The 25,732-nt window shown below is 29.3% G+C and carries 28 protein-coding genes and 1 riboswitch; of the genes, 5 read left to right on the plus strand and 23 right to left on the minus strand.

Annotated elements, in window-relative coordinates:
* Window positions 1–493: 493 nt before the first annotated feature.
* The 5 genes from NNC19_RS19880 to NNC19_RS19900 form a co-directional block, all read right to left on the minus strand.
* Window positions 494–1,306 carry a nitroreductase family protein gene (locus NNC19_RS19880; RefSeq protein WP_310940440.1) on the minus strand — a complete coding sequence of 271 codons (813 nt, stop codon included), beginning with the start codon at window positions 1,304–1,306 and terminating at the stop codon, window positions 494–496.
* 73 nt (window positions 1,307–1,379) lie between these two features.
* The gene (locus NNC19_RS19885; RefSeq protein WP_310940441.1) at window positions 1,380–1,667 is read right to left on the minus strand and encodes a putative quinol monooxygenase; all 288 of its coding nucleotides are present in this window, start codon (window positions 1,665–1,667) and stop codon (window positions 1,380–1,382) included.
* An 84-nt stretch (window positions 1,668–1,751) separates the two neighbouring features.
* Window positions 1,752–2,336: a TetR/AcrR family transcriptional regulator gene (locus tag NNC19_RS19890; protein WP_310940442.1), complete on the minus strand. Its 585-nt coding sequence runs from the start codon at window positions 2,334–2,336 to the stop codon at window positions 1,752–1,754.
* A 156-nt stretch (window positions 2,337–2,492) separates the two neighbouring features.
* On the minus strand, window positions 2,493–2,954 hold the full coding sequence (locus NNC19_RS19895) for a chemotaxis protein CheX (protein ID WP_310940443.1): 462 nt from the start codon (window positions 2,952–2,954) through the stop codon (window positions 2,493–2,495).
* On the minus strand, window positions 2,936–3,811 hold the full coding sequence (locus NNC19_RS19900; protein ID WP_310940444.1) for a response regulator: 876 nt from the start codon (window positions 3,809–3,811) through the stop codon (window positions 2,936–2,938). The genes NNC19_RS19895 and NNC19_RS19900 overlap by 19 nt, the downstream gene beginning before the upstream one ends.
* Before the next feature lie 565 nt (window positions 3,812–4,376).
* Between NNC19_RS19900 and NNC19_RS19905 the strand changes: the two genes are divergently transcribed.
* From NNC19_RS19905 to NNC19_RS19925, 5 genes are read left to right on the plus strand one after another with little or no spacing between them, the layout of a single operon-like run.
* Complete coding sequence (locus NNC19_RS19905; RefSeq protein WP_310940445.1) at window positions 4,377–5,522, plus strand: ABC transporter substrate-binding protein; 1,146 nt, start codon at window positions 4,377–4,379, stop codon at window positions 5,520–5,522.
* 22 nt (window positions 5,523–5,544) lie between these two features.
* Window positions 5,545–6,420, plus strand: a complete 876-nt coding sequence (locus NNC19_RS19910) for a branched-chain amino acid ABC transporter permease (protein ID WP_310940446.1) — start codon at window positions 5,545–5,547, stop codon at window positions 6,418–6,420.
* 8 nt (window positions 6,421–6,428) lie between these two features.
* The gene (locus NNC19_RS19915) at window positions 6,429–7,406 is read left to right on the plus strand and encodes a branched-chain amino acid ABC transporter permease (RefSeq protein WP_310940447.1); all 978 of its coding nucleotides are present in this window, start codon (window positions 6,429–6,431) and stop codon (window positions 7,404–7,406) included.
* Window positions 7,407–8,165, plus strand: coding sequence for an ABC transporter ATP-binding protein (locus tag NNC19_RS19920; RefSeq protein ID WP_310940448.1), 759 nt, complete (start codon window positions 7,407–7,409; stop codon window positions 8,163–8,165).
* Window positions 8,166–8,171: 6 nt separating this feature from the next.
* Complete coding sequence (locus NNC19_RS19925; RefSeq protein ID WP_310940449.1) at window positions 8,172–8,876, plus strand: ABC transporter ATP-binding protein; 705 nt, start codon at window positions 8,172–8,174, stop codon at window positions 8,874–8,876.
* Between the two features lie 110 nt (window positions 8,877–8,986).
* On the opposite strand, the gene NNC19_RS19930 is transcribed toward NNC19_RS19925, so the two are convergent.
* The 18 genes from NNC19_RS19930 to NNC19_RS20015 all read right to left on the minus strand — a co-directional run bounded on the left by NNC19_RS19930 (window position 8,987) and on the right by NNC19_RS20015 (window position 25,580).
* A complete protein-coding gene (locus tag NNC19_RS19930; protein WP_310940450.1) occupies window positions 8,987–9,166 on the minus strand; it encodes a (2Fe-2S)-binding protein in 180 nt (59 codons plus the stop codon).
* Between the two features lie 82 nt (window positions 9,167–9,248).
* Entirely contained in the window at window positions 9,249–10,580 is a 1,332-nt protein-coding gene (locus NNC19_RS19935) for an FAD-dependent oxidoreductase (protein WP_310940451.1), read from the minus strand.
* A 245-nt stretch (window positions 10,581–10,825) separates the two neighbouring features.
* A complete protein-coding gene (locus NNC19_RS19940; RefSeq protein WP_310940474.1) occupies window positions 10,826–11,791 on the minus strand; it encodes an ABC transporter ATP-binding protein in 966 nt (321 codons plus the stop codon).
* Window positions 11,772–12,767 (minus strand): ABC transporter ATP-binding protein, encoded by a 996-nt coding sequence (locus NNC19_RS19945; RefSeq protein ID WP_310940452.1) that lies wholly within the window; start codon window positions 12,765–12,767, stop codon window positions 11,772–11,774. The genes NNC19_RS19940 and NNC19_RS19945 overlap by 20 nt, the downstream gene beginning before the upstream one ends.
* Before the next feature lie 4 nt (window positions 12,768–12,771).
* Entirely contained in the window at window positions 12,772–13,665 is an 894-nt protein-coding gene (gene opp4C, locus NNC19_RS19950; RefSeq protein WP_310940453.1) for an oligopeptide ABC transporter permease, read from the minus strand.
* Between the two features lie 10 nt (window positions 13,666–13,675).
* A complete protein-coding gene (locus NNC19_RS19955; protein ID WP_310940454.1) occupies window positions 13,676–14,632 on the minus strand; it encodes an ABC transporter permease in 957 nt (318 codons plus the stop codon).
* A gap of 58 nt (window positions 14,633–14,690) precedes the next feature.
* On the minus strand, window positions 14,691–16,397 hold the full coding sequence (locus tag NNC19_RS19960) for an ABC transporter substrate-binding protein (protein WP_310940455.1): 1,707 nt from the start codon (window positions 16,395–16,397) through the stop codon (window positions 14,691–14,693).
* Window positions 16,398–16,599: 202 nt separating this feature from the next.
* Window positions 16,600–17,442: a hydroxyethylthiazole kinase gene (gene thiM / locus NNC19_RS19965; protein ID WP_310940456.1), complete on the minus strand. Its 843-nt coding sequence runs from the start codon at window positions 17,440–17,442 to the stop codon at window positions 16,600–16,602.
* Window positions 17,432–18,259 (minus strand): bifunctional hydroxymethylpyrimidine kinase/phosphomethylpyrimidine kinase, encoded by an 828-nt coding sequence (gene thiD, locus NNC19_RS19970; protein ID WP_310940457.1) that lies wholly within the window; start codon window positions 18,257–18,259, stop codon window positions 17,432–17,434. The genes thiM and thiD overlap by 11 nt, the downstream gene beginning before the upstream one ends.
* Before the next feature lie 66 nt (window positions 18,260–18,325).
* Window positions 18,326–18,437: riboswitch (TPP riboswitch) on the minus strand.
* A gap of 157 nt (window positions 18,438–18,594) precedes the next feature.
* The gene (locus NNC19_RS19975) at window positions 18,595–19,413 is read right to left on the minus strand and encodes a hypothetical protein (RefSeq protein WP_310940458.1); all 819 of its coding nucleotides are present in this window, start codon (window positions 19,411–19,413) and stop codon (window positions 18,595–18,597) included.
* Complete coding sequence (locus NNC19_RS19980; RefSeq protein WP_310940459.1) at window positions 19,406–19,987, minus strand: RNA polymerase sigma factor; 582 nt, start codon at window positions 19,985–19,987, stop codon at window positions 19,406–19,408. Before NNC19_RS19980 ends, NNC19_RS19975 begins: the two co-directional genes overlap by 8 nt.
* Before the next feature lie 551 nt (window positions 19,988–20,538).
* A complete protein-coding gene (locus tag NNC19_RS19985; protein ID WP_310940460.1) occupies window positions 20,539–21,072 on the minus strand; it encodes a nitroreductase family protein in 534 nt (177 codons plus the stop codon).
* A 120-nt stretch (window positions 21,073–21,192) separates the two neighbouring features.
* Complete coding sequence (locus tag NNC19_RS19990) at window positions 21,193–21,543, minus strand: helix-turn-helix domain-containing protein (RefSeq protein WP_310940475.1); 351 nt, start codon at window positions 21,541–21,543, stop codon at window positions 21,193–21,195.
* A gap of 148 nt (window positions 21,544–21,691) precedes the next feature.
* Complete coding sequence (gene rlmH, locus NNC19_RS19995; RefSeq protein WP_310940461.1) at window positions 21,692–22,171, minus strand: 23S rRNA (pseudouridine(1915)-N(3))-methyltransferase RlmH; 480 nt, start codon at window positions 22,169–22,171, stop codon at window positions 21,692–21,694.
* Between the two features lie 58 nt (window positions 22,172–22,229).
* Window positions 22,230–22,727: an Hsp20/alpha crystallin family protein gene (locus NNC19_RS20000; RefSeq protein WP_310940462.1), complete on the minus strand. Its 498-nt coding sequence runs from the start codon at window positions 22,725–22,727 to the stop codon at window positions 22,230–22,232.
* 173 nt (window positions 22,728–22,900) lie between these two features.
* Window positions 22,901–23,404, minus strand: coding sequence for an SEC-C metal-binding domain-containing protein (locus NNC19_RS20005; protein ID WP_310940463.1), 504 nt, complete (start codon window positions 23,402–23,404; stop codon window positions 22,901–22,903).
* Between the two features lie 103 nt (window positions 23,405–23,507).
* On the minus strand, window positions 23,508–24,299 hold the full coding sequence (locus NNC19_RS20010) for an MBL fold metallo-hydrolase (protein WP_310940464.1): 792 nt from the start codon (window positions 24,297–24,299) through the stop codon (window positions 23,508–23,510).
* A gap of 15 nt (window positions 24,300–24,314) precedes the next feature.
* Window positions 24,315–25,580, minus strand: coding sequence for a UDP-N-acetylglucosamine 1-carboxyvinyltransferase (locus NNC19_RS20015; protein WP_310940465.1), 1,266 nt, complete (start codon window positions 25,578–25,580; stop codon window positions 24,315–24,317).
* Window positions 25,581–25,732 lie beyond the last annotated feature (152 nt).

Raw genomic sequence — 25,732 nt, forward strand, 5'->3', positions numbered from 1 at the left:
ATTTATATGTTTTTATAAAGTAAAGACAAAAGAGATATTTTCAGGAATGAAAATATCTCTTTTGTCAACGGTCTGAGCTAAGTTAAATAACTTAGCTTTTAATGTTAAAAAAAATTTAAAATTCCCACTTTAATCCCATAGTTGTTTCCCACAAACGCTTGTCAGTAAAATTACATTTTATTCCTATTTAACTTTACAACAACTTTCCTAATAAATCAAGTATTATTATAATTTTTATCCATATTCATTAAAAATAATTCTAAAAAAAATGGGGTTTTATTCAACATTTACTATATAGAGCTTTACAATACTTTTATAATTTACATCAAAATTACCTTTTTATAAGTAATAAGTAATTAAAATTTTTATCTTAAAAATTTACTTCTATGACTCATGAATATCAAAAAAATGCTAGGTTCCCCTAGCATCAAAAAATATAAATATTCTTTATTTATAATATTGATCTTATTCTTCTACAATTTAATTAAACTATTTATTTCCATAATACCTTTGCATCTTTTCTAGGAACTGTTCTTTGATATTTTACATTTGGATATCCTATAACCATACAAGTTACTATCTCTTCTTTTAAATCAAGCAACTCTGAAATCTTTTTATTATTTTTTGCAGCCATAGCAAAGAATCCACTAAAGAATGTTCCAAGCCCTAATGCATTAGTCATAAGTTCCATATTAGAAGATGCAAGTGATGCATTAACTGTTGAACCAGTAACTATTATTATAGCTGGTGCATTAAAGAATATTCTATCCCCTTTAAAAGGGTCCTCCTTATATCCTTTATACATTTGTTGCCAAAGTTCTGCATATCTTTTAAATTTCATAGTTTCTGGTGTCAAATTAGCAAGCATATGCTCACCTAATTCATTAAGACTTTCAAATACTAATGGTTTTAATTCATTTAATTTATCTTTCACAACTATGTAAGAAACATCCTGAGCATTTGTTCCTGTTTGTGTAAATCTTCCAGATTCTATTATCTTAGAAATCTTCTCAACTTCTACATCTTTATTCTTAAATTGTCTAATAGATCTTCTGAATTTTATAAAATTTAATAAATTATCAGCATCTATATTGAACTCTTCAGAATTATACTCTTTTACTTCTTCCATATTATATTCATCTATTGATATTGCACATTTTGGACATACTGCTATACAATGTCCACATTTCATGCACGCTTCATTTTTAATATTAGCTTTTCCATCAACTATTTCAATATCTCTAATAAAGCAATCCTTAATACAAAGTCCACAACCAATGCATTTTTCTTTATCTACTTTCATCATATTTAATACTCTCCCTAATACTATTTATATTTTTTTATTATTTTTAACATACATGCCATACTTTTTTGTATTATTAAATTATAATTTCATGTATTTTAATTTCCATTTCACTTTCTAGCATTTCTCCAAGCTTAGGCACTATGGTTGTGAAATGTTTTGTTTTCATATGTATATCCAAAACATTATTATTTTCCCACTTTTCTAAAAATACAAGTTCATTGCTTGTATTTACTACTCTAATTAACTCATAACTTATATTCCCATTTTCTTTTCTTGTTTCTTCTATTAATTCTTTTGCTAATTTAATAAATTCTTCAACCTTAGATTCTTTTACAACATTCTTTGCATATACTGATATCATTTAAACCTCTCCCTTAAATTTTATTTATCCACATTCTTACAAAGCATATATATCATTTAAAAAGTTAAAATAGACAAAAATGACTTACCTATTACAACTTATTAAGTCATTTACTAACTTTTCTATTAAATTATCTCTTTCTACCTTATTATAAAAATCAAAACCTATCTCTTTCTTTACATTTTCAGATTTTAAAAAAATATAATTTAGATAACTTACAATTAAGTAATTTTTACTCCACGCTTTGTGAACATCATCTTCATAAATCTCCTTAAGGCAATTCACATATAATTCTTCTTTGCTTAATAAATGTACTTCTCCTTCATTATTTTCAAGATTATCTAAAATGGCTATTTTAGCTATTTCAGAGTTCTTTGCAATAAAATCCATACATTCCTTCAATATTATAATAAGTCTTTCTTTAGCTGGAAGACTTTCCTTGAGCTTTATCTTTTCTGCCAATAAATTTGTTGCACATCCCATAACTTTTTTAACTGCTATTCGTATTAGATTATCTTTACTCTGAAAATGATAATTTACCATCCCATTTCCAACTTCAGATTTCTTAGTTATATCTGCTACAGTAATTTCACTTGGCTTTTTTCCTTCACAAATCATCTTAATAGTCTCATCAATTAATCTTTGCTTTGCAGCATCTTTTTCTCCCACTCCCTTTTCACCTCCTAAAATTTAACTTTCGAATGCAATACTGTATGTCATACAGTATATCATATTATTTTATCTTTTCAACTTTTTATTTTGAAATTAACCATAAAAAAGGAGATAAAAATATATCTCCCAAAAATAAATATAATAATTTTTAATCTACATTTTTTGAAATGAAATATTTACATCAATAGTCATTCCATTTACACCCATTTTAACACAAATAACTTCATCTGAACTAGCATTTGCTATAAAATCTCCTTGAACAAGAGTAGGTGTTGATATATCAATAAAAATATTCTCATTTGAAAAATTAGTTGCGACATTAGCTGTCAGCATATTTATAAGTTCTGAAATAGCACTTTGAGATAACTCATCAAAATTTTCAACTGGCATCCCCATCATCATTATTGAAGCAATTTTTTTTGCATCTTCTACAGTCATTCCATATATTATATTGCCCTTAATATCTCCAGCAAGACCAATAATTACAATTACACCAGGACTTTCTATAAGTCTCTCTTTTAAATTAACACCCTTTTTTTCAATATCTGACATTCCAAGTTGTGGCATTACATTGCTAAATGATTGTAAAATTGCATTTATATGATTGACATCCACTCTCCATCACCCCTTTTAAATCCTATATTTATTGTCAAATCACCAAACTTTGTTCTTACATGTGCTGAATATGTATTCTCAAGTTCAGCTTTTGAAATGTTTATAGATTCTCCATGGAATATAGTTGGTGGTGCAACTCTTAATCCAAATAGTTTATTTCTTTTATTTATCATTGAACATGCATTTCCTGCAAACATATTTGCTATTTCTGCCATTACATTAAGTAACTCATCATTATTTTTTGGCTCTCTTTTTAATAATACAGTTGCTAATTTTCTAGCTGTTTCAAACGACATATCAAAAAGTAATCTTCCTGAATATTTTCCTATAATACCCATAACTATAGATATTCCTTCACTATGAATATCTATATCTATATTGCTCTCATCTTTAATTTCAGGAATTGTTTTTGTAAGCTTATTAAAAAGATCCAATATTGCTTCTTTAAACACCCCTGCATATATTTCTACTAAATCTGCATATAATTCTTCTGCTGCCATAACCCTGTTTATAAGTAATACCAATTCCTCTGGGTCAAATGGCTTTTGGATATATCCACTTAGATGTGTTTTCTTTGCTTTCTTTATTAACTCATCATCCATCATAGAGCTAACAATAATAACTTTAATGTTACTATCTATTTCATGAATTGCCCTTGTACATTCAAATCCATCAGTTCCTGGAATTGTCATATCCATAGTTACTAAATCTGGTTTTAATTTTGCTACCTCTTCTTTAACTTCTTCCAGTGATCCAGCACTACCAATAACATTAAATCCATTACTAGTAAGACAATCTTGTAATAAAGCTACTTGGAAAGGTGAGTCATCAACAACTAAAATTTTTACCTCTTTCATAATTCACTACCCCTTTATCTTATTGTTTAAATCCATCAAATAACCTTTACTCTTGTTAAATTTTTTATGTAAATAAGTTTCTATTATTTAGACACTTATAAATATTATTCTATTTAACAGCATAAATTTATTCAATATTTTTAATTTAATTGAAATATACAACAAGTTTTTCAAACAAAATTATGAAATGTATTTTTCACTATACTTTGTTGCATAATATTGCATATTAAAATTTATTTAACATATTATATATTCGACATTATTTTTACTTTCTTTATTAAAATTTATTTATTATGTCTAAATTAATATTACTGGCAAGAGTAGATAAATTAATATTTATTAACTTTTCTATCCTTTTTTTATTTATTTTTTATGTTGATATTGTTTTCATTATTATTTTAATATTTTTTCAGTAAAATATTAAACATCTTTATTGTAGTTGGCATTTTAATATGATATTATATCAATAATAAATAACTAATTTTCATGATAATTTGTTAACACTTTTTCATTATAATTGTCATATTGTCATTTACTTGTTTGCTGTAAAGAGGAGGAAATAATTATGAAAAAAACTTTACTTTCAGGAGTTTTAGCTTCTGTTATAACTATGACAACTCTTGTAAGTTGTGGAAATAAAAGTGCTGATGTGGATGTAATTAAAATTGGAGCTATGGGCCCACTTTCAGGTTCAGCTTCAACATACGGTATTTCAGTACAAGAAGGTACTCAATTATTAGAAAAAGAAGTGAACGATGCTGGAGGAATTAATGGTAAAAAAATCAAATTTGTATTTCAAGATGACCAAGCTGACCCTAATTCATCTATGCAAGCTTTCAATAAACTAGTTGATGATGAAAAAGTTTGTTCTATTTTAGGACCTGTTACTTCTGGTGCAACCCTTGCTGTAGCTCCAAATGCAACTTCAAGATCAATACCAATGCTCACACCAACAGCTACAGAACCAACAATAACAAAAAACGGTGGAGATTTCATGTTTAGAGGATGTTTTGTAGATTCCTTCCAAGGAGATGTTCTTGCTAAATACTCCTCAGAAACGTTAAAATCTAAAACTGCAGCTGTTCTATATAATTCTGGTTCTGATTATTCTAAAGGAATAGCTGATACATTTAAAACTAAATTTGAAGAAACTGGAGGAACTGTTTCTGAATTTCTTTCTTACAGTAGTGATAAGGAAACTGATTTTAAAGCTCAGTTAACTACAATTAAGAGTTCAAATCCAGATATAATTGTATTACCAGATTACTATAATGTTGTTGGTCTTATTGCTAAACAAGCAAGAGGAATGGGAATACAATCTCAATTCTTAGGTGGCGATGGCTGGGAATCAGAAGAACTAACAAAAATTGGTGGAGATGCTGTAAATGGTGCTTTATATATCAACCACTACTATTCTGGAGATGAATCTTCTGCTGTAAAAACTTTTGTTGAATCTTATAAGAAAGAATACAATAAAGAACCTGATTCTTTTGCAGCACTTGGTTATGATAATGCAAAATTATTAGTTAAGGCTATCGAAAAAGCTGGCAAAACAGATGGTGTTGCTATTAAAGATGCTTTGGCTTCAATTGAAATAGAAAGTGTTACAGGTAAAATTAAATTTGACAGTGACAGAAATGCTGTAAAGGGTGCAGTTATCATAAAAGTTGATGGAGGCAAAAAGGTTTTAGCTGATAAGGTTAATCCTTAATACTAAAAAGGAGAAATATGCTATGGAATTTTTACAACAACTCATCAATGGTTTAGCATTAGGTAGTGTTTATGCTTTACTGGCACTAGGATATACAATGGTATATGGAATTATACAACTTATAAATTTTGCCCATGGTGAAATATATATGATAGGAGCCTTTGCAGGCTTCTATTCTGCTTCAACACTTGGACTACCTTTAATTCCAACATTGTTAATTGCTATGCTTGCTTCCAGTTTAGCTGGTATAGTAATTGAAAAAATTGCGTACAAACCATTAAGAAATTCTCCAAGAATAACTTTGCTTATTACAGCAATTGGAGTATCTTTATTTTTGCAAAATGCTATGAAAAGTCTAGTTGGTCCTAATCCTAAACCATTTCCTGATTTGATTAATGCTGGGACGTTAAATATAGGACAAATTCAAATTGAATGGAAAACAATCTTAATGTTTGCAGTTTCTGCAATCCTTGTAATCCTTCTTCAATTTATTGTTTATAAGACTAAAGTTGGAAAAGCTATGAGAGCATCTTCTCAAGATATGGAAGCTGCTTCTCTTATGGGTATAAATGTTAATAATACTATCTCACTTACCTTTGCTATTGGTTCTGCTTTAGCAGGTATAGCTGGAGTTCTAGTTGCAATATCTTATCCAAGTATTACTCCTTATATGGGAGTTATGCCTGGGCTTAAATCCTTCGTTGCTGCTGTACTTGGTGGTATTGGAAGTATCCCTGGAGCTCTTGTTGGTGGATTAGCCATTGGATTACTTGAAACTCTTTCAAAAGCTTATATATCAACTAACTTTTCAGATGCAATAGTATTTGGAATTTTAATTATAATACTTCTATTTAAGCCTACTGGTTTATTAGGCAAAAAAATCAATGAGAAAGTGTAGGTGCTATTATGAAGAATTTATTTAATAAAAAGGCAGCTATCATTATATTAGGAACATTGATTACATATGGAATTTTATTTGGACTAATAACTGCAGGAGTATTAAATTCCTATTATACAGGTATTATAACACTATCATTAATATATATTATTTTGGCTGTTTCATTAAACTTAATTGTTGGTTTCACAGGTCAACTAAGTTTAGGCCATGCTGGTTTTATGTCCATTGGTTCTTATATTTCTGCTGTAATAACAACAAAAGCACATATGCCATTTATTATTTCAATAATTATTGGTGCAGTAGTAGCTTGTATATTTGCAGCTTTAATAGGATATCCGACATTAAAACTTACTGGAGATTACTTTGCTATAACAACTTTAGCATTTGGTGAAATAATTAGAATAATAATTATGAATATTGATGCAATTGGAGGTGCCCGTGGGCTTTCAGGAATTCCAAAGAAAACTACTTTTACTGTTGCATTTATATTCATGATATTAACCGTTATTGTTATCTACAATATAATTCACTCCTCTCAAGGAAGGGCAATGCTATCTGTTCGTGAAAATGAAATAGCTGCTCAATCAATGGGAATTAATGCATTTAAATATAAAATGATGGCATTTATAATTGGAGCTTTTTTTGCAGGCATAGCTGGAGGCCTTTATTCACATTATATGAGTTATATACAACCAACAACATTTGATTTTAATCAATCTATCAATTATTTAACTTATGTTGTTTTTGGTGGTATGGGCTCTCTATCTGGATCTGTTATTGCTACTGTTGTATTAACTTTCTTACCAGAACTTTTAAGAGGCCTTGGAGAATTCAGAATGATAATCTATCCTTTAGCACTTATTATTCTTATGTTGTTTAGACCTCAAGGTTTATTTGGTAATAAGGAACTTTCTCTTAATATATTAAAAAAAGCTTTGCCTATAAAAGATGGTAATAAATCAAAAAAAGAAAGGGGGATTAAGTAAATGCTCAATGTTGAACATTTATCTATCGAATTTGGTGGATTAAAGGCAGTTTCTAATTTTAACCTTAATATAAAAGAAAAAGAAATCGTTGGACTTATTGGTCCTAATGGAGCTGGTAAAACTACAGTTTTCAACATGCTAACAGGGGTTTATACCCCAACTGAAGGTTCTATTGCTTACCTTGGTGAAAAAATTGAAGGTCTTAAGCCTTATAATATTACTAAAAAGAAAATAGCTAGAACTTTTCAAAATATAAGACTGTTTTCTAACCTCTCTGTTCTTGATAATGTTAAAGTTAGTTTTAACTATAGGGTTAATTATTCTCTTTTTGATTCTATTTTTAGAACACCAAAGTTTAGGAAAGAAGAAGCTAAAATTACAGAAAAAAGCATTGAATTACTAAAAGTTTTTTCTCTTGATAAAAAGATGAACGATTTAGCCAGTAACCTTCCTTATGGTGAACAAAGAAAACTTGAGATAGTAAGAGCTTTGGCAGCTGAACCATCTTTATTGCTACTAGATGAGCCTGCTGCTGGAATGAATCCTCAAGAAACAATAGAGCTTATGAACCTAATTAATTGGATTAAGGAACATTTCCATATATCAGTTCTTCTAATAGAACATGATATGAAACTTGTTATGGGTATATGTGATAAAATAGCCGTTCTTGACTATGGAAAGAAGATTGCAGAAGGTACTCCTAATGAAATAAAAAACAATCCTAAGGTAATTGAAGCTTATCTTGGAGAGGGGGCATAAAAGAGGATGCTAAAAATAGATAATATTAATCTATATTATGGTGTGATACATGCATTAAAAGATATTTCTCTTGAAGTAAAACAAGGAGAAATAGTAACATTGATTGGAGCTAATGGAGCTGGAAAAACTTCTACTCTTAGAGCTATATCTGCTTTAGAACCAATAAAATCAGGGAATGTAACCTTTAAAGGCTCAAACTTAAATAAAATACCTGCTAATAAAATAGTATCCTTAGGTTTATCTCATGTTCCTGAAGGCAGGAGAGTATTCCCAACCTTAACTGTTTTAGAAAACTTAGAACTAGGTGCCTATTTAAGAAAAGATAAAGTTGAAATAAAGAAAGATATGGATATGGTATTTGCCAAATTTCCAAGATTAAAAGAAAGAGAAAAGCAACAAGCTGGAACATTATCTGGTGGAGAACAGCAAATGCTTGCTATCGGTAGGGCACTAATGAACAGGCCTGAAATGCTTATTCTTGATGAACCATCAATGGGACTTGCACCTCTTGTTGTTAAAGATATATTTGATACTATTGTAGAAATCAATAAATCTGGTACAACTATTCTTTTAGTTGAACAAAATGCTAACATGGCTCTTGCAATTGCTGATAGAGCTTATGTTCTTGAAACTGGTAAAATAGTAAAATCAGGAGATGCTAAAGAACTTCTCAATGATGAAAGTATCAAAAATGCTTACTTAGGAGAATAGACAAATCTATGATATTAATAAGATTATAGTCCTTATATAAAATAAAATGCATCTGATTAAATACCTTCAATAACTTGAAATGTATTTAATCAGATGCATAAAAATTAACCTTATTGACCTAACAATTGATCTACTAATTGCCTTACATCATCCTCACAACCACCACATACAGTACTAACCTCAGTTGCTTCTTGAACATCTTCAAATGATTTAGCACCATTCTCTATAGCATCTTTTATATCTTTTACTGTAACCCCAGTGCATTGACATATAACTTCTTCATCATTCATATAATTCACTCCTTCTTTTTTACATTATGAAACTATTATATGTAGTTTATAATCAAATTATAAACTACTACTTATACTTATTTTAAAGTGCTTTCAAAGCCACTGTATTTAATATATTCCATGGCTTATTAAAATGTGGTTGGAAAAAGAAATCAGTCATAGATAATTCTTCTAAAGTCATTTCATTTTGAATTACTACAGATAAAGTATTTATACTTTGAGTAAGGTCTATCTTTGAAATTATTTGGCCTCCGACTATTCTTCTTGTATCTTTATCAAAAACAAGCTTAACTGTAGCTTCTTCATGTGTAGGCATAAATTCAGGTCTATAACTATCAGTTGCAATAACACTTCCTATATTCATAGATGTTGTAGCTTTTGCTAAATCTTCCGTCAACCCTGTTGATGCAATACAATGATCATATATCTTTATTCCTGAAGTTCCTTGAGTTCCCATATACTTAAGTGTTGGTTTAACTATATTTCTAGCAATTAATGTTCCCATTCTTACTGCATTTGTTGCTAGAGGAATATATCTTGTATCTTTAGCTGGATTATACCTTACCACACAACAATCTCCTGCAGCATAAACATCTTCTTTACTTGTTCTCATATATTCATCTATTATTATTGCTCCATTAGGTAAAGTTTCTAATTTATCTTTCACTAATTTAGTATTTGGTGCAAATCCTATACATAATACAACCAAATCACCTTTATATGAACCTTTTTCAGTTATAACCTCTGTTACTTTTCCATTTTCTCCATTAAACTTTTGAACTTTCTCCTCTAATACTAAATCTACACCCTTATCTTTAAATTCTTTTTCAGCAACATCAGTAAACTCTTTATCTAAATATTTTGCCATTATTCTATTTTCTGCATCTATTAAAGTAACCTTTTTACCTTGAGATTCAAAAGCCTCTACTAATTCAACCCCAATATATCCAGCGCCTATTACAATTATATTTTTAGCCCCTTCAGCCTTCTCTATTATATCTACTGCATGATCATGATTTTTACATAATACTATGTTTTCTAGTTCACCACCTTCAAACTTAGGTACTATTGGCCAAGAACCTAGAGTTAAAACTAATTTATCATAACCATCCTCAGAAACATTATCATTAATTAAATTTTTTACCTTTATCTTTTTATTATCAAAATCAATGTCTAATACTTCATGTTTCATATTTGTAGTAATGCCTAACTTTGCTAAGTTTTCAGGTGAATTATAGAAAAGACTTTTTGTATCTTTAACAACCTTTCCTACATTTAATGCAATACCACATGATAAAAATGATATATTGTCATTCTTTTCATATATGGTTATTTCACTTTCTGGATAAAGTGCTTTTAAATTAACCACTGTCGCTGTTCCTGCATGAGTACATCCAACTACTACAATTTTCATAATAATACCTCCAAAATAATATGCGTTATATATGTTATTGTTTATCATTTCACAATCCTTATACCTATATTATATTACTTTTTATTCAAAAGTAAATACTTATTAATAATTATTATTTATTAGTTTTGATACTCTTCTATTTTTTACATATCATTTATGAATAGTTAAACATTATATTTTTATATTCTAAGTTTTTTAATATTTCCTAGGCAATTATATACTCTAAATACAGATTGGTGAATGTATTAAACTAAATGACAAGCAACTTCATGCCCTTCTGAAACTTCCCGAAATTCAGGATTTTTTTTACTACATATACCTTTAACATATGGGCACCTTGTATGAAATTTACACCCTTTTGGTGGATTTGATGGACTAGGAATATCTCCCCTAAGAATTATTCTATTTCTTTTCAATGTTGGATCTGGTACTGGAATTGCTGATAAAAGAGCTTTTGTATATGGATGAAATGGATTTGAAAATAACTCATCTCTTGTAGCTAATTCTACAATTGTTCCAAGATACATAATAGCTATTCTTGAACATAAATGTTCAACAACACTTAAATCATGTGATATAAATAAATAAGATACACCCTTCTGTTCTTGCAAATCACTAAATAAATTTATAATTTGAGCTTGTATTGATACATCTAATGATGATACTGGTTCATCTGCAACAATAAATTCTGGACTTAATGCCATTGCTCTTGCAATTACTATACGTTGTCTTTGCCCTCCTGAAAATTCATGTGGATATCTATCAATATAATATGTTCCTAGTCCACACATATTCAAAATTTCTTCTACCTTTTCATTTACATCATCTTTTGTTGCCATTCCATGTTCTAAAAGTGGCTCTCCTATTGCATCACCTATCCTAATTCTAGGATTTAATGAACTGTATGGGTCTTGGAATATATACTGTATCTTAGGCCTTAAGTTTTTTAAATCCTTTTTATTAAGGCTATGTATATCCACATCCTTAAATATAACTTTTCCTGAAGTCTTTTCATGCATTCTTAATATCGTCTGCCCAATAGTTGTTTTTCCACTTCCTGATTCTCCAACAAGACCAAATGCCTCACCTTTATATATTTTAAAATTTACTCCATCTACAGCTTTTACACTTTCAGTTTTCTTTCCAAACAATCCACTTTTAGTTTTAAAATGTTTTTTTAAGTCAGTTACTTCAAGTAATGTTTCCATAATGTGAACCTCCTTTCTCATATAACCAACAAGCTATCTTATGATTATCAGAATCCTTTATATATGAAGGTCCCTTTTCTCTGCATATTCCCATACACTGTTCACATCTATCACTAAAATAGCAAGATTCATTAAGATCGGTTAAATCAGGAACCTGTCCTTTTATAGAGTAAAGTCGCTTTTTTCTTTCTCCTATGACTGGTTTGGATTTTAAGAGACCTCTTGTGTATGGATGTTTAGGATTCTTAAATAATTCAAGTACAGGAGCCTCTTCAATAATTTTTCCTGCATACATTACAATTACATAGTCAGCAAGTTCTGCTACTACTCCTAAATCATGAGTAATAAATAATACTGACATCTCTGATTCATCTTTAATTTGGCAAATTATATCTAAAATTTGAGCTTGAATTGTTACATCTAATGCAGTTGTTGGCTCATCTGCTATTAAAAGTTTAGGTTCTAGGCTTAAAGCTATTGCTATCATTATTCTTTGTATCATTCCTCCACTTAATTGATGTGGATATGATTCCATAAGTTCTTTTGCTCTTGAAAGTCCAACTCTTTCAATAAGAGTAATAGCTTTTTCATATGCTTTTTTTTTGCTAAGTAATGTATGTTCCATAATCCCTTCAATCATCTGCTTTCCTATTGTAAGAACTGGATTTAAGGATATCATTGGTTCTTGGAATATCATCGCTATTTCATTTCCCCTGAGGTTTTGAATTTCCTTAGTACTCATATCTAAAATATTTTTACCATTATAAATTATTTCTCCACCAACTACTTTTCCTGGGTCACTTATAAGTCTCATTATAGAAAGAGAAGTAACACTTTTTCCACATCCAGATTCACCAACAATACAAACTACTTTTCCTTTTTCTATAGAGAAGCTAATATCATCTACAGCCTTACTCACTTCATCATCAATATAAAAATAAGTTTTTAAATTATTAATACTTATTAATGTTTCACTCATAAGTTTACCTTCCTTTCATTTTGGGATCTAATACATCTCTTATAGCCTCTCCCAACAAATTTATTGCAACAACTGTGAGAAATATGGCAACTCCTGGTGGAACCCATAACCAAGCTCTACTTTGAAAATCCATTAAATTATTAGCTGCACTTATCATATTTCCCCATGATGGTGTTGGTGGAATAACTCCAAGGCCTAAAAAACTTAACGAAGACTCACTTAATATTCCACTTGCTGTACTAAGTGTAGCTACTACTATCAATAGTGGAAATATATTGGGGATTAGATGATGTAAAATCTTTCTTCTATCACTTAATCCTAAAATATCTACTGCTTTCATGTATGTCTGTTCCCTTAAATATAATATTTGTCCCCTCACAAGTCTTGCAAGACTTGGCCAACCTACCAAACTAAGCATTAACATAACTATATATAACCTATATTCTGCTGGCACTCTAAGTTCTGAGAGCAAAGCTCCAATAATTATAAGTAATGGTAATCCAGGTATAGACATTAAAATATCAGCCAAGCGCATAATTATAGTATCTATAATCCCACCATAATAACCTGAAATTGCACCTAAAAGAGTTCCTAATATCAAAGAAAGAACCATAGATGCTATACCAACTGTAAGAGATATCCTCCCAGCAAGCATCAATCTAGTAAGAACATCTCTTCCATAATCATCTGTTCCCAAAAGATGTTCTAAACTTGGTGGTTGTTTAATGATAGATGCATTTACATTATCTGATATATACGGTGAGAATAACGGTCCTATGAAACTAAATATAAACATAAATATAAGAAATATTATACTAACTATAGCTAATTTATTTTTCATTAATCTATGAAATGACTGTTCCCATATTGATTGTGACTTTTTTTTACCTGAACGCATTATATCCCCCCTACTTTAATCTAATTCTTGGGTCTGCTGCTGCATATGAAATATCTGCTATTAAGTTTCCTAATACAGTTAATGTTGAAAGAAGCATAGTTAATGTCATTAGAACAGGGTAATCTCTAAAGTTTAATGATTCTAACTGAATTCGGCCAATCCCAGGCCAATTAAAAATTTGTTCTGTTATTATAGCCCCAGAAAATAATCCTGGCAATTCAAATGCTAGTAAAGTTATAGCAGGTAACATTGCATTCCTTAATGCATGATGAAAAATCACAGTTCTTTCTTTTAACCCTTTTGCCCGTGCTGTTCTTATAAAATCCATTTTTAATACATCTAGCATGCCAGTCCTAAAATATCTTGTTAATGATCCTACACTTAAAAATGTAAGTATTGAAACAGGTAAAATCATATGGTGTATTACTTCAAGTACGTACATAAGCCCTGTAGAATTGCTTCCAGTGTTAGTCATTCCACCAATAGGTAAAATTCTTAAATCAACACCAAATATTTTTATCATAAGCAATCCAATAAAAAATGAAGGAACTGATAATGAAGCAAATACCCCTAAAGTAACTAATTTATCAAATAGTGAGTATTGCTTTACTGCAGAAAAAATCCCAATAATTAATGCAATAGACCAAGTAAATATAAGTGTTACTAAAGAAATTACAAAAGAATTCCATATATATACATTTATTAACGAACCTACTGATTGTAAATATTTTAATGAAAATCCTAGATTTCCATGAAGTACATTTCCTAACCAAATGAAATATCTCTCTATTATTGGTTTATTTAATCCATAAAGATCTCTTAATTCATTAGCTCTTTCAGGTGTTATTTTACGGTTTGAAGAAATATAATCTCCAGGCATTAATGCAAATAAATAGAAAATAATTACAGAAATACCTATTAATATAGGTATCATCTGCAGAAGTCTACGCAAAACATATTTTTTCATATATATCCTCCTCGTCTTTTAAAATGTCTCGTACTTTTACATACCAGACATTTTTTCTTTACTTCTCTATTTCTAATTTAGCTAAATTTGTAGATGAAACTCCTGCAAAGTTATCATTATCTATTCCCTTAATTCTGCTATTCCAAGCTTTTACTCCTTTTCTGTAGTCTATCAATATAATTGGTGGATCATTACTAAATTCTTGATAAAGTCTCTTATATGCTTCTTTTCTTTTCTCTACATCGACTGTATTTACACCTTCTTTTATTAATCCATCAACTTTAGAATTTGAATATCCAGATATATTTTGTGTTGTTGGTAAATCTGATGCAAATTCTGCTACTGAATCATTTGGATCACTCAAACCGCTAGTCCTTACCCCAACTAAATCATAATCACCTGAATTTAGTTTTCCAAACATTGTGTTTGAATCCATTACTTCTGCCTGAAAATCTATGCCTATTTCTTTATAATTTTCCTTAGCTACAGGGATGATTTGATCATTATTCTTTGAAGTTAAGTATGAAAGTTGCAGTCTTTTGCCATCCTTTTCACGTATTCCATCAGATCCAACCTTCCATCCAGCATCATCTAATAATTTCTTTGCCTTCTCTTGATCAAAGTCATATTTAGTTACTCCTTCTTCAGTGTAAGCCCAAAGATTAGGTGCAGTTGGAACATTTGCAACTTCTCCAAGTCCATTATATTTAATGTCTACAATTTTTTGTCTATCTAATCCATAAATAAGTGCTTGTCTTACATCCTTATCCTTTAAATATGGCTTTTTATTATTTATATATATAAGTCCAAAATCAGAAATTGTACTAATTCTTATATTTGCAAATCCTAAGTTCTTCAATTGTTCTATTGTATCTTGATCAGTGTTAAAGCCATCAATATCAGTTTCTCCAGTTTGAAATAATTGAAGTGCTGTCTCCTTTGTTGTTACTTTAAATATAAGATTTTTTATATGAGGTTTTCCTCCATAATAATTATCATTAGCTACATAGTCTATCTCCTGCCCAGGAACATATTTATCTAACTTATATGGTCCAGAGCCTAAAGGTTTTGAATATAATGCTTTTAAATAATCTAATTTGCCTTTTTGATAATCCTTACCATAATAAGTCTTTGATAAAACTTGCCCCCCTAAAAGTGTTAAATTTAAAGGATAAACCTTTTCTGTTGTAATTTCAATTGTTTGAGAATCAATAACCTTTATTCCTTCAATAGAATTTGATGTTCCATTTTTATAAGCATCAGCACCTTTTATAGATGCCTGAGAAATATCTATAAATCCTGAATAAGAAGGATCATCTAAAAGTGTTAGTGTAAAAGCTACATCTTCAGCAGTTAGTGGTGAACCATCACTAAATTTCAAATTATTTTTTAAATGATAAGTATATACTAAATTATCTGTTGATATATCCCAGCTTTCAGCCAAATCTGCAACTGGATTTCCTTTTTCATCAAGAGTTACCAAGGATGCAAACATAGGATCAATAGCATTACCATCCCATCCATTTTCATAAAAATATGGTATAAATACTCCTCCTGGTTCAGATATAGTTGAAATAAAAGTATCATCACGCTCTTTTACTGGATTTTTACTCAAATCTGTCGCAGTAAAATATTCATCCATAACACTTGCTACTTTATTTGGTTCTTTTGATTCTGAAGAGTTTTTACTACCACTTCCACATCCTGATAAGAAAAGTGTTGCTCCAATAAATAGCGTAGTAATTTTTATAAATTTCTGTTTCATTAATTAGCCTCCTTTATTTCTGTGTATTCATATATGTTTTATAAGTTGTTGTTATTATACATCGCTACTTTTCCATTGTCAACCATATAACCCAACTAATTGAAACGAAAAATTTTACTATTATTCAAATTTTCTAATTTCAAATAAAAAATAAACATCAACTAATCTTTTACACTAATTGATGCTTATTTTTATAATAATCTTAATTTTTTTCTTCTTTTACTTTAGCTCTTTCTAATATTATCTTTTCATCTAATTTATATATATAATCAATTATTTTGACTTTTAAAGTTCCTATCCCTTCATTATCTTTATCTATACTTTCATATGCTATTTCTCCAGCAATCCCCATTGAAACAATTCCTGATAAGGTTGCAATAAGTTTATTTTCTACTGCTCCTAAATAGGAGCCAATTAAAGATGTACACATACATCCTGTTCCAGTAATCTTAGACATTATTCTATTTCCATTGTAGACACTATACAATATGTATCCATCAGTAATAATATCAACAGCACCTGTAATAGAAACTACTGCATTTAACCTTTTTGCAAAATCTTTTGCAATATCCTTTGCATTTATAAATTCATCAGTATTTACGTCAATTATATCTCCTGAGTCTACTCCCTTAGTTTTTGTATTTATTCCATATAGTGTTTTTATCTCTGATAAATTTCCTCTAATAACTGATATCTTTACCTCTTCTATTATTCTTTTAGCTACATTTGTTCTATAAAGTGTCGCTCCAACACCAACAGGATCTAAAACAACTGGAATATTTAATGTATTGGCCTTTTTTCCTCCTTGTATCATAGATTCTATAGTTATACTATTTAAGGTTCCAATATTTATAACAAAAGCAGAAGCAAGTATTACCATATCACAAACTTCATTAATATCATCTGTCATAACTGGTGACCCACCTATAGCTAAAGTTATATTTGCACAATCATTAGCAGTTACATAGTTTGTTATATGATGCACTAAAGGATTTTTTTTTCTTACACTTTTTAAAGCTTCTAATATTTTTTTATTAATTTCCATTAATCATACCTGCTTTCTTATATAATGAATAGAAATGGTTTGTTGGCCCTACGCCCTTTCCTATATCTAATGAATGTTTTATAGCAATATTAATATACTCTTTAGCCTTTTCTATTGATTCTTTTACACTATAACCCAAAGCTAAATTTGCTGCAATTGCAGAGGATATAGTACATCCTGTTCCATGAGTATTCTTTGTAGGTATTCTCTTTGAATAGAAATGTGTGATTTCCACTCCATCATATAAAATATCTATGGCTTCTCCTTCAAGATGTCCACCTTTCATAAATACATTTTTACAACCTAACTTATACATTTCTTTTGCAGCAATTTCCATATCGTTGATAGTTTCTATCTTTTCAACTTTCCCATTTACTTCTGTTAATATTTCTTCAGCTTCTGGTAAATTAGGAGTAATTATTGTTGCTAATGGAATTAGCTTATTTATTAGCTCTGTTTTTGACTCTGGTTTTAATAATAAATATCCACTTTTTGATATCATTACAGGATCTAGAACTATATTTTGAGGTTTATACTTTTGTAATCTATCACTTATTGTACCAATTGTAGATATCTTAGAAACCATACCTATTTTCACCGCATCTACTGTAATATCTGTAAATATAGCATCTATTTGAGCTTTTATTATATTCTCATCAATATCTTGTACAGCAAAAACACCTTGAGTATTTTGTGCAGTAATAGCAGTTATAACACTCATCCCATATACCCCATTTGCACTAAAACTTTTTAAATCTGCCTGAATACCAGCTCCTCCTGAGCTATCTGAACCTGCAATAGTTAATACTTTCTTCATCCTTTTACCTCCTAAAATATAAAAAACACAAACCCATAGGATTTGTGTTCAAAATATCACATTATGCAAATAGAAATAAACAACTTCCTACGCTGGCATTACCCAGTTCAGGTCTTTAGGGTCAAAAAATTATGGTTCTTAATCTCAGCTGGCCAATCCAGCCCCCCTGTGTTATATATTTAATTTTATTCTTATCATAGCATATGGTTTTATTCTATTCAAGTTTACACTTATTTAATCTAAAACATCACTTATTTGTGATACCACTCTTAAATTCATAATAAAAGGTTTTGTATAAACTTAATAAAAAAATTTAATTCCAAGAAATAAGTTTTTTACCCTATAACTTCCTTTGCCATATTAATCATATCATCTTGGCTTAATTCAGTATAATCCATATTCAAGATACAATAAGATATTCCAGATTCATACCACTTAACTGCTTGATTTTGACTAACTTTTATTTCATCACTTGTACTTCCATATCCGATTTGAAGAAGTCCTTTATTTTGTAACTCTTTTTCTTCATCTGTTGGTTCATATCCTTCTGGAACTAACTTGTATTCATTACTTGTATATTCAATCTTTATTCCACTATATTCTACTGAAACAGTCTTTTTTAATGTGTCTTCAGTGAAATATTTCTGATCTATTTTTTTAGCAGACATAGTCAAACTCTGACCTTTTTTAGAACCTTCTTTATTATAATCAAAATCTGCACTCTTATATTTCTCAACTGCAGATCTTTTATCATCACGAATTTCTTCGTTTGAATAGTTAAATGTATCAAATTTAAATCCATTATTAAAGGATTCAACATATTTAGGTGTAAAGCCAACACTCTCTTTTACCTCATCTTTACTTGGAAAATTATTAACTTCAGTTAGGCGAGATGATGAACTAAGGATTTCAAAGTGATTAGTTGCTGCAACACATGTTGCGGTTGTTGCAACAATCAGCATTCCTGCAATTATAACTGTCTTTGGCTTTAATAATTTATGTTTCATAGTAAAAACTCCTTTATTATCTTTTTCTTTTAATATTTCATTTTTAATTTTGAAAAACATATTTTCAGGTACTGAAGAATTATCTGATTTATCAATTAAGCATTCTTTAATTTTTTCATCTATATTTTCATTAAAACTTTTATTCATTAAGTCTCACCCTCTTTAAATTTCTATGATTATATTCATACTCACATTTAATTAAACTTCCTTTTAACTTTTTCCTTGCACTATGAAGCCTTGATTTTACCGTACCTTCAAAGCAACCCATAATTTTTGCAATTTCTTTAACTGTAAGACCATTAAAATAATATAGAACAATTACTGTTTTCTGTTTTAAATCAAGCGTTTCAATTTCTTCATAAAGATTATTTTTTTGTTCTTTTCTTAAATATTGCTCTATAGAAATATCAATACTTTTTTCATCTGCCTTTTCAAATATATTGTCAACTGGCAGGCATTTCTTATCTTTTTTTGCATATCTCCATGCAATTCGCGTAAGCATTTTAAAAAACCATGATTTAAAAAGTTCAGGATTTTTAAGACTTTTTACATTGTTATAACAGCTTATAAATGCTTCTTGTACAATATCTTCACTTGTATGCTTATTACCTGTAATAAGATATGCATATTTGAATGATTCATTTTTATATATTTCAAACAATTCACCTAATGCGTTCATATCACCAGACTGGATTTTTATGACAAGCTCTTCTTCACACAATTTACTCTCTCCCTTCGATTCTTATCGATGCATCTATATATTAGAGACATTAAGGTATCAATTGGTTCATTTTTAACAAAAACTTTTACATTCCCAATTTATAAAATTAATATATTCCTTATATATGTATTTAAAATAAAAGTAGTCTTAGACAAATTATATACCTGCCTAAAACTACTTTCATCACTCACTTATGGTAAGGTTCTCTGTATCGGTAATAAGTGAGGTTTTTTATTAGTAGTTGGCTAAAAAATTTTAAAACTCGCACTTATCTTTAACACTCATATTTAAGATGATTACTACATTTTATTTTATGAAAAAATCTTAATTCACACATATTATTTATAGGTTTATTATGCATGATTAGTTAAAAATCTTAAATTTATACTTGTAAAAATATAAAGGAATCCCATAGAATTACATAATCTATAATAGTTCCGTAAATAATTTTCTTATTAAAACACAGACTTTTTTATTTAAAAGTCTGTATCAGACAAATTTGTTGGTTATTAAATGTACTTTTGTCTTTATCTTTTTATCTAAATAAAATATTAGTAATAAATAACTCTACCTTCTTTAATCTTTTTTACTACCACTGTTTTATTTGGATAGCCCAATACACAACAACCAACTCCTTGATAATCTATAAGCCCTAATTCTTCTAAAATTTCTTGACCTTCTGGTAAATCTAACATTTCTTTACAGCAGTTAATCCAACAAGAACCTACATTAATGGAAAAAGCCGCAGTTTGCATAGCTCCAATAACTAAAGAACCATTTTTTACAGGATTTAGTTGAAAAGCTTCTTCTTTATACCCACTATCTTTTGGACCAACTATCAAACATACTGTTTTTGCCCCGTAAAATGGATCGACTTTCATATTAGCCACTGAGGCATTCATCTTTGATAATTTTCTAATCTTATCTTCACTTTCAACTACAATAATTTTTGTATCTTGTCTATTACTACCGCTAGGTGCATTTAACCCACAATCAATAATAGTTTGTAAATCCTCTTTTTTAACTTGTTCATCTGTAAATGAACGACAACTTCTTCTTATCTTTAATGCTTCAATTGCTTCCATCTTTTCTCCCCTTATCCTCAGAATTTAGATATGTTTGTCATCTGATTTTCATTATACTATTAAAACTCAAAAAGAAAATAAGGTACTTTTTTGTACGTATACACCAAAGATAATATCTTTTTAATCAGGTATCTTTATTTCATGATCATTGGCATATTGCTTTGCAAAATTCCGAAGAGAATGGATAATTAATATAATAGACTCGTATTCAGGAGAAATATGATACTCAACCCGTCTAGGAATTTCCTCATACTCATTTTTTATTAAAATTCCATTTTCCACCAGCTCCCTCAATTGCGTAATAAGCATTTTATGGGTAATATCTGGCATAATTTTCTGTAATAAAGAAAATCGATTATTTCCATTAATAATATGCCATAATATCCTTCCCTTCCATTTACCTCCAATTAAGTCACGAGTCAACATTAAAGAACATCCATATTCTTTTTTTATATTACCGATTTTAATCACTCCCTTCAAAATCGTTATTCTATAAATTACTATTGGTCTTACACTTAAAAATTATTTCCCCATTTAGTTATAACTTATAATAAAGTATTTTTACCTATAAAAATAGCCTTAGCCATTGATATTACTTAGCTAAGACTATAAACATCCGTTACTTATGGTAAGGTTCCCCATTAATAATCCTAAATCCTCTATACACCTGTTCCAATAAAACAACTCTAAATAACTGATGTGGAAATGTCATCTTAGAAAAACATAACTTATAGTTAGCTCTCCTTATTACTTCTTCTGATAAACCTAAGCTACCTCCAATCACGAATACTAAGTTAGAATTTCCCATAACTCCACAATTTTCAATGAACTTAGCAAACTCTTCTGATGTTAGTTGCTTTCCTTTTAAATCCATTGCTATAACATATGAATTATCCTTTATTTTAGATAATATTCCTCTTCCTTCCTTTTCCTTAATAATTAACTCTTCTTTCTCTGATGCATTATCTGGTGTCTTTTCATCAGGTAATTCTACAATATCAAGTCTGCAATATCTTGTTAACCTTTTTGAATATTCATCTATAGCTTGTTTTAAATATTTTTCTTTTATTTTACCAACTGAAATAACTGTTATGTTCATAAAAAATCCTCCTATGTATAACAATATATTAACACAAAGGAGGATTAAATTTTTAACTTTATTCAACTTTATAACTCTCAACATCTATAATAATTGGCTCATCATTACTATAACTATTATCTGAAATACCTATTTTGGGCAAAGTAATCATTAACAAATTGTTATTGAAAGATGCCTTTAACTTGCTAGCATCTATTTCATCTATATAAAAGCTTTTTACTAAATCTTGTGAATTTTCCATTATAGTCATAGTGAAATTTCTTCCATTTGAATAAGTTCTTTTTCTTCTAATTGTCAATATAGCCTTATTCTTTTCAAAATCTATACTGATATCTTTAGACATTACCCCTGGTAAATAACCTTTTATTAAGTAATAATCACCATAATCCTTTAATTCTAACTCATAAGTCTCTTCTTGACTTATAGTTCCTATAAGATTATTCCTCAAGCCACTTGATAATATTTGGTTAACCATTGAGTTTAAAAAGTCATCATTTAATAATGACCTTAATGTATTGATATTATTCCAATTATTATTGGATTTATTATTAAACATAAAAGGGAACATTCCAAACATATATAATACTCACCTCAATTTCATGAACTATACTATATATGTATTAAATGCTCCCTAATTTGACACTAAAATAAATAAAAAAGTGGACTAAAATATCCACTTTTCTCTGTAATTAAATTTAAAATTAAAATTAATTTTTATCAAATACTAAATTATAAGCTTTGTCCACAACATTTCTTATATTTCTTACCACTGCCACATGGACAAGGATCATTTCTTCCTATCTTAGAATCATTTCTTACAATCTTTGATTCTTTGTAATATTTCTCAATTTGTTTTCTTTTTTCTTCTGAAAATATACCATCCCATTGAGGTAAAGTATATAAATATTCAGCTTTTGCATCAAGCATATTAAAATATAACTTTTCTAAATCCATATCAAATGCTAATTCAGTATTATTCTCAACAGTTTCTAAATCATATGGATTATTTAAACTATCATTAATACCATCAACAAATCCCATAATAAATTCATCAGTTGTATTATATTCCTTACTCAAATCAGCAATTGTAGTTTTTAATATATTCTTATGTTTAGCCAATAAATCTCTATATATGTTTGTTTCGATTTGACTGTATTCTTCCCAAAAAGCATTTTCCCCTTTGGACTTTACATAATCAACAACCATATCTGTCCAACTCTTATATAAACTCATATTTCTCTCCTCTTTCTAAAATATACTCTTTATACAAATTATACTAAGGTATACCTCTATTTTCAACTAAAATTGTCCAATATTGTATATATATCTTAATTTTTTATATTTCTATATAACTGCTAGGTTTGTCTCTACTAGCCATGGATATATTTATATCTTCCCCTTGATTAATACCATTCTCTTGAATAACACTTAATACAGTTTGCATAGCTAAGTCAGGATGATTGTTTGTTCTACTTAAATGTCCTAAAATCACATTCTTTCCCAAACCACATTTCACTAAGTCGAGCAAAGCTTTTCCACAATCATCATTTGATAAGTGACCCACTTCACTTAAAATTCTTCGCTTTAAGTTGTATGGATATGGTCCAAATTTTAGCATGTTTACATCATGATTACATTCTAAAAGTATAGATTTAGAATCTTTTATGTTACTAAATATTTCTTCTGTAAATACTCCAAAATCGGTTGCAACACTCACTCTTTTATTCTTACTATCTATTGTATAACCAACTGGAGCTATAGCATCATGAGGTATAACAAAAGACTTTACAGAAAGTGCACCTACGTTAACAGTACTTCTTCTATCCATTACCTTTATATTATGCTCTTTTACTTTTCCTATAGCTCCTTCCATAGCTGACCATGTTTTATCATTTGCATATATAGGTATGTCATACTTTCTTGAAAGTACCCCTACACCTTTAATATGATCACTATGCTCATGTGTGATAAAGATTCCATCCAAATTTTCAGGATTTTCTCCAATTAATTTTAAAGCTTCATCTATTTTTTTCCCAGGCATTCCTGCATCTATTAGTATTTTTGAATCCTCACTTGAAACAAAAATGCTATTCCCACTACTCCCACTATATAATGAGCAAAATATCATTTTATTTCCCCCACATTATTCTTCAACTTTTATCCTTCTTATATCAGCACCTAGGTCTTTAAACTTTGCTTCGATATGAGGGTACCCCCTATCAATATGTTCTATACTTGTAATTTGAGTTTCTCCATCTGCAATAAGCCCTGCAATAACCATAGCTGCTCCAGCTCTAAGATCAGTAGCTTTAACTACAGCCCCTGTAAGCTTTTTAACACCATCAATTATTGCTACCCTGCCTTCTACTTTAATGGTTGCACCCATCTTCTTTAACTCATCAATATGTTTATGCCTATTTTCCCAAATAGATTCTGTTATAAGACTTCTTCCTACAACTGTACTCAATAATGCTGACATTGGTTGTTGCACATCTGTAGGGAATCCAGGATAAGGAGTTGTTTTTATGTTAACTCCAGTCAATTCCTTATCTACAGTTACTCTAACACTATCATCGCCTTCTTCAACTATTGCACCCATTTCTTTGAGTTTTGCTGTAATAGACTCAAGGTGTTTAGGAATAACATTTGTTATTGTTACATCTCCTCTAGTTGCAGCTGTCGCAATCATAAATGTTCCTGCTTCAATTTGATCTGGAATTACACTATAAGCACATCCATTTAATTCTTTAACACCTTTTATTCTAATGATGTCAGTTCCTGCTCCTTTTATATCTGCTCCCATTGAATTTAAAAAGTTTGCAACATCAACTACATGAGGTTCCTTCGCTACATTTTCTAATGTAGTTACACCTTCTGCTAATGTAGCTGCTATCATAACATTAATTGTTGCTCCAACTGAAACAACATCAAAGAATATATTTGTTCCAACTAATTTTTCTGCTTTTAAAATTACAGCACCATGTTCTATAACAACCTCTGCTCCTAGTGCTTCAAATCCTTTTATATGTTGATCTATAGGTCTTACCCCTATAGGACATCCTCCTGGAAGTTCAACTCTAGCTTGCTTAAATCTTGTTAATAGTGCTCCTATAAAATAATATGAAGCTCTCATTCTTCTAACATCTTCTGTGCATGCATTAAAATTGTTAACATCACTACTATCAATTTCTAAAGTATTACTATCTATCTTATTTACTGAACATCCTAAACTTTTAAGGATTCTCTCTAAACAATGAACATCTTCAATATCTGGTATATTATCAATCAAACATTTTCCTTTACTTGCAACTACAGTTGCAGGTAGTATTGCTACTGCTGCATTCTTTGCTCCATTAATCTCTACTGAACCTTTTAGAGCTCTGCCTCCGTTAATTACTAATCTTTCCATCCAAATTCACCCTTATTCACAGATTATATATACATTTAAAATTCCCAAATTTCATAATTATATCCAAAATTTCATCTTCTAGGACGTCTAAGTCCTATTTTATCTTAAGTCTATCCTATACATTATATCATAAACTCCAGTATTTTAAATAT

It is taken from the genome of Clostridium sp. SHJSY1, from assembly GCF_031626875.1.
In the GTDB taxonomy this organism is placed as follows: domain Bacteria; phylum Bacillota; class Clostridia; order Clostridiales; family Clostridiaceae; genus Clostridium.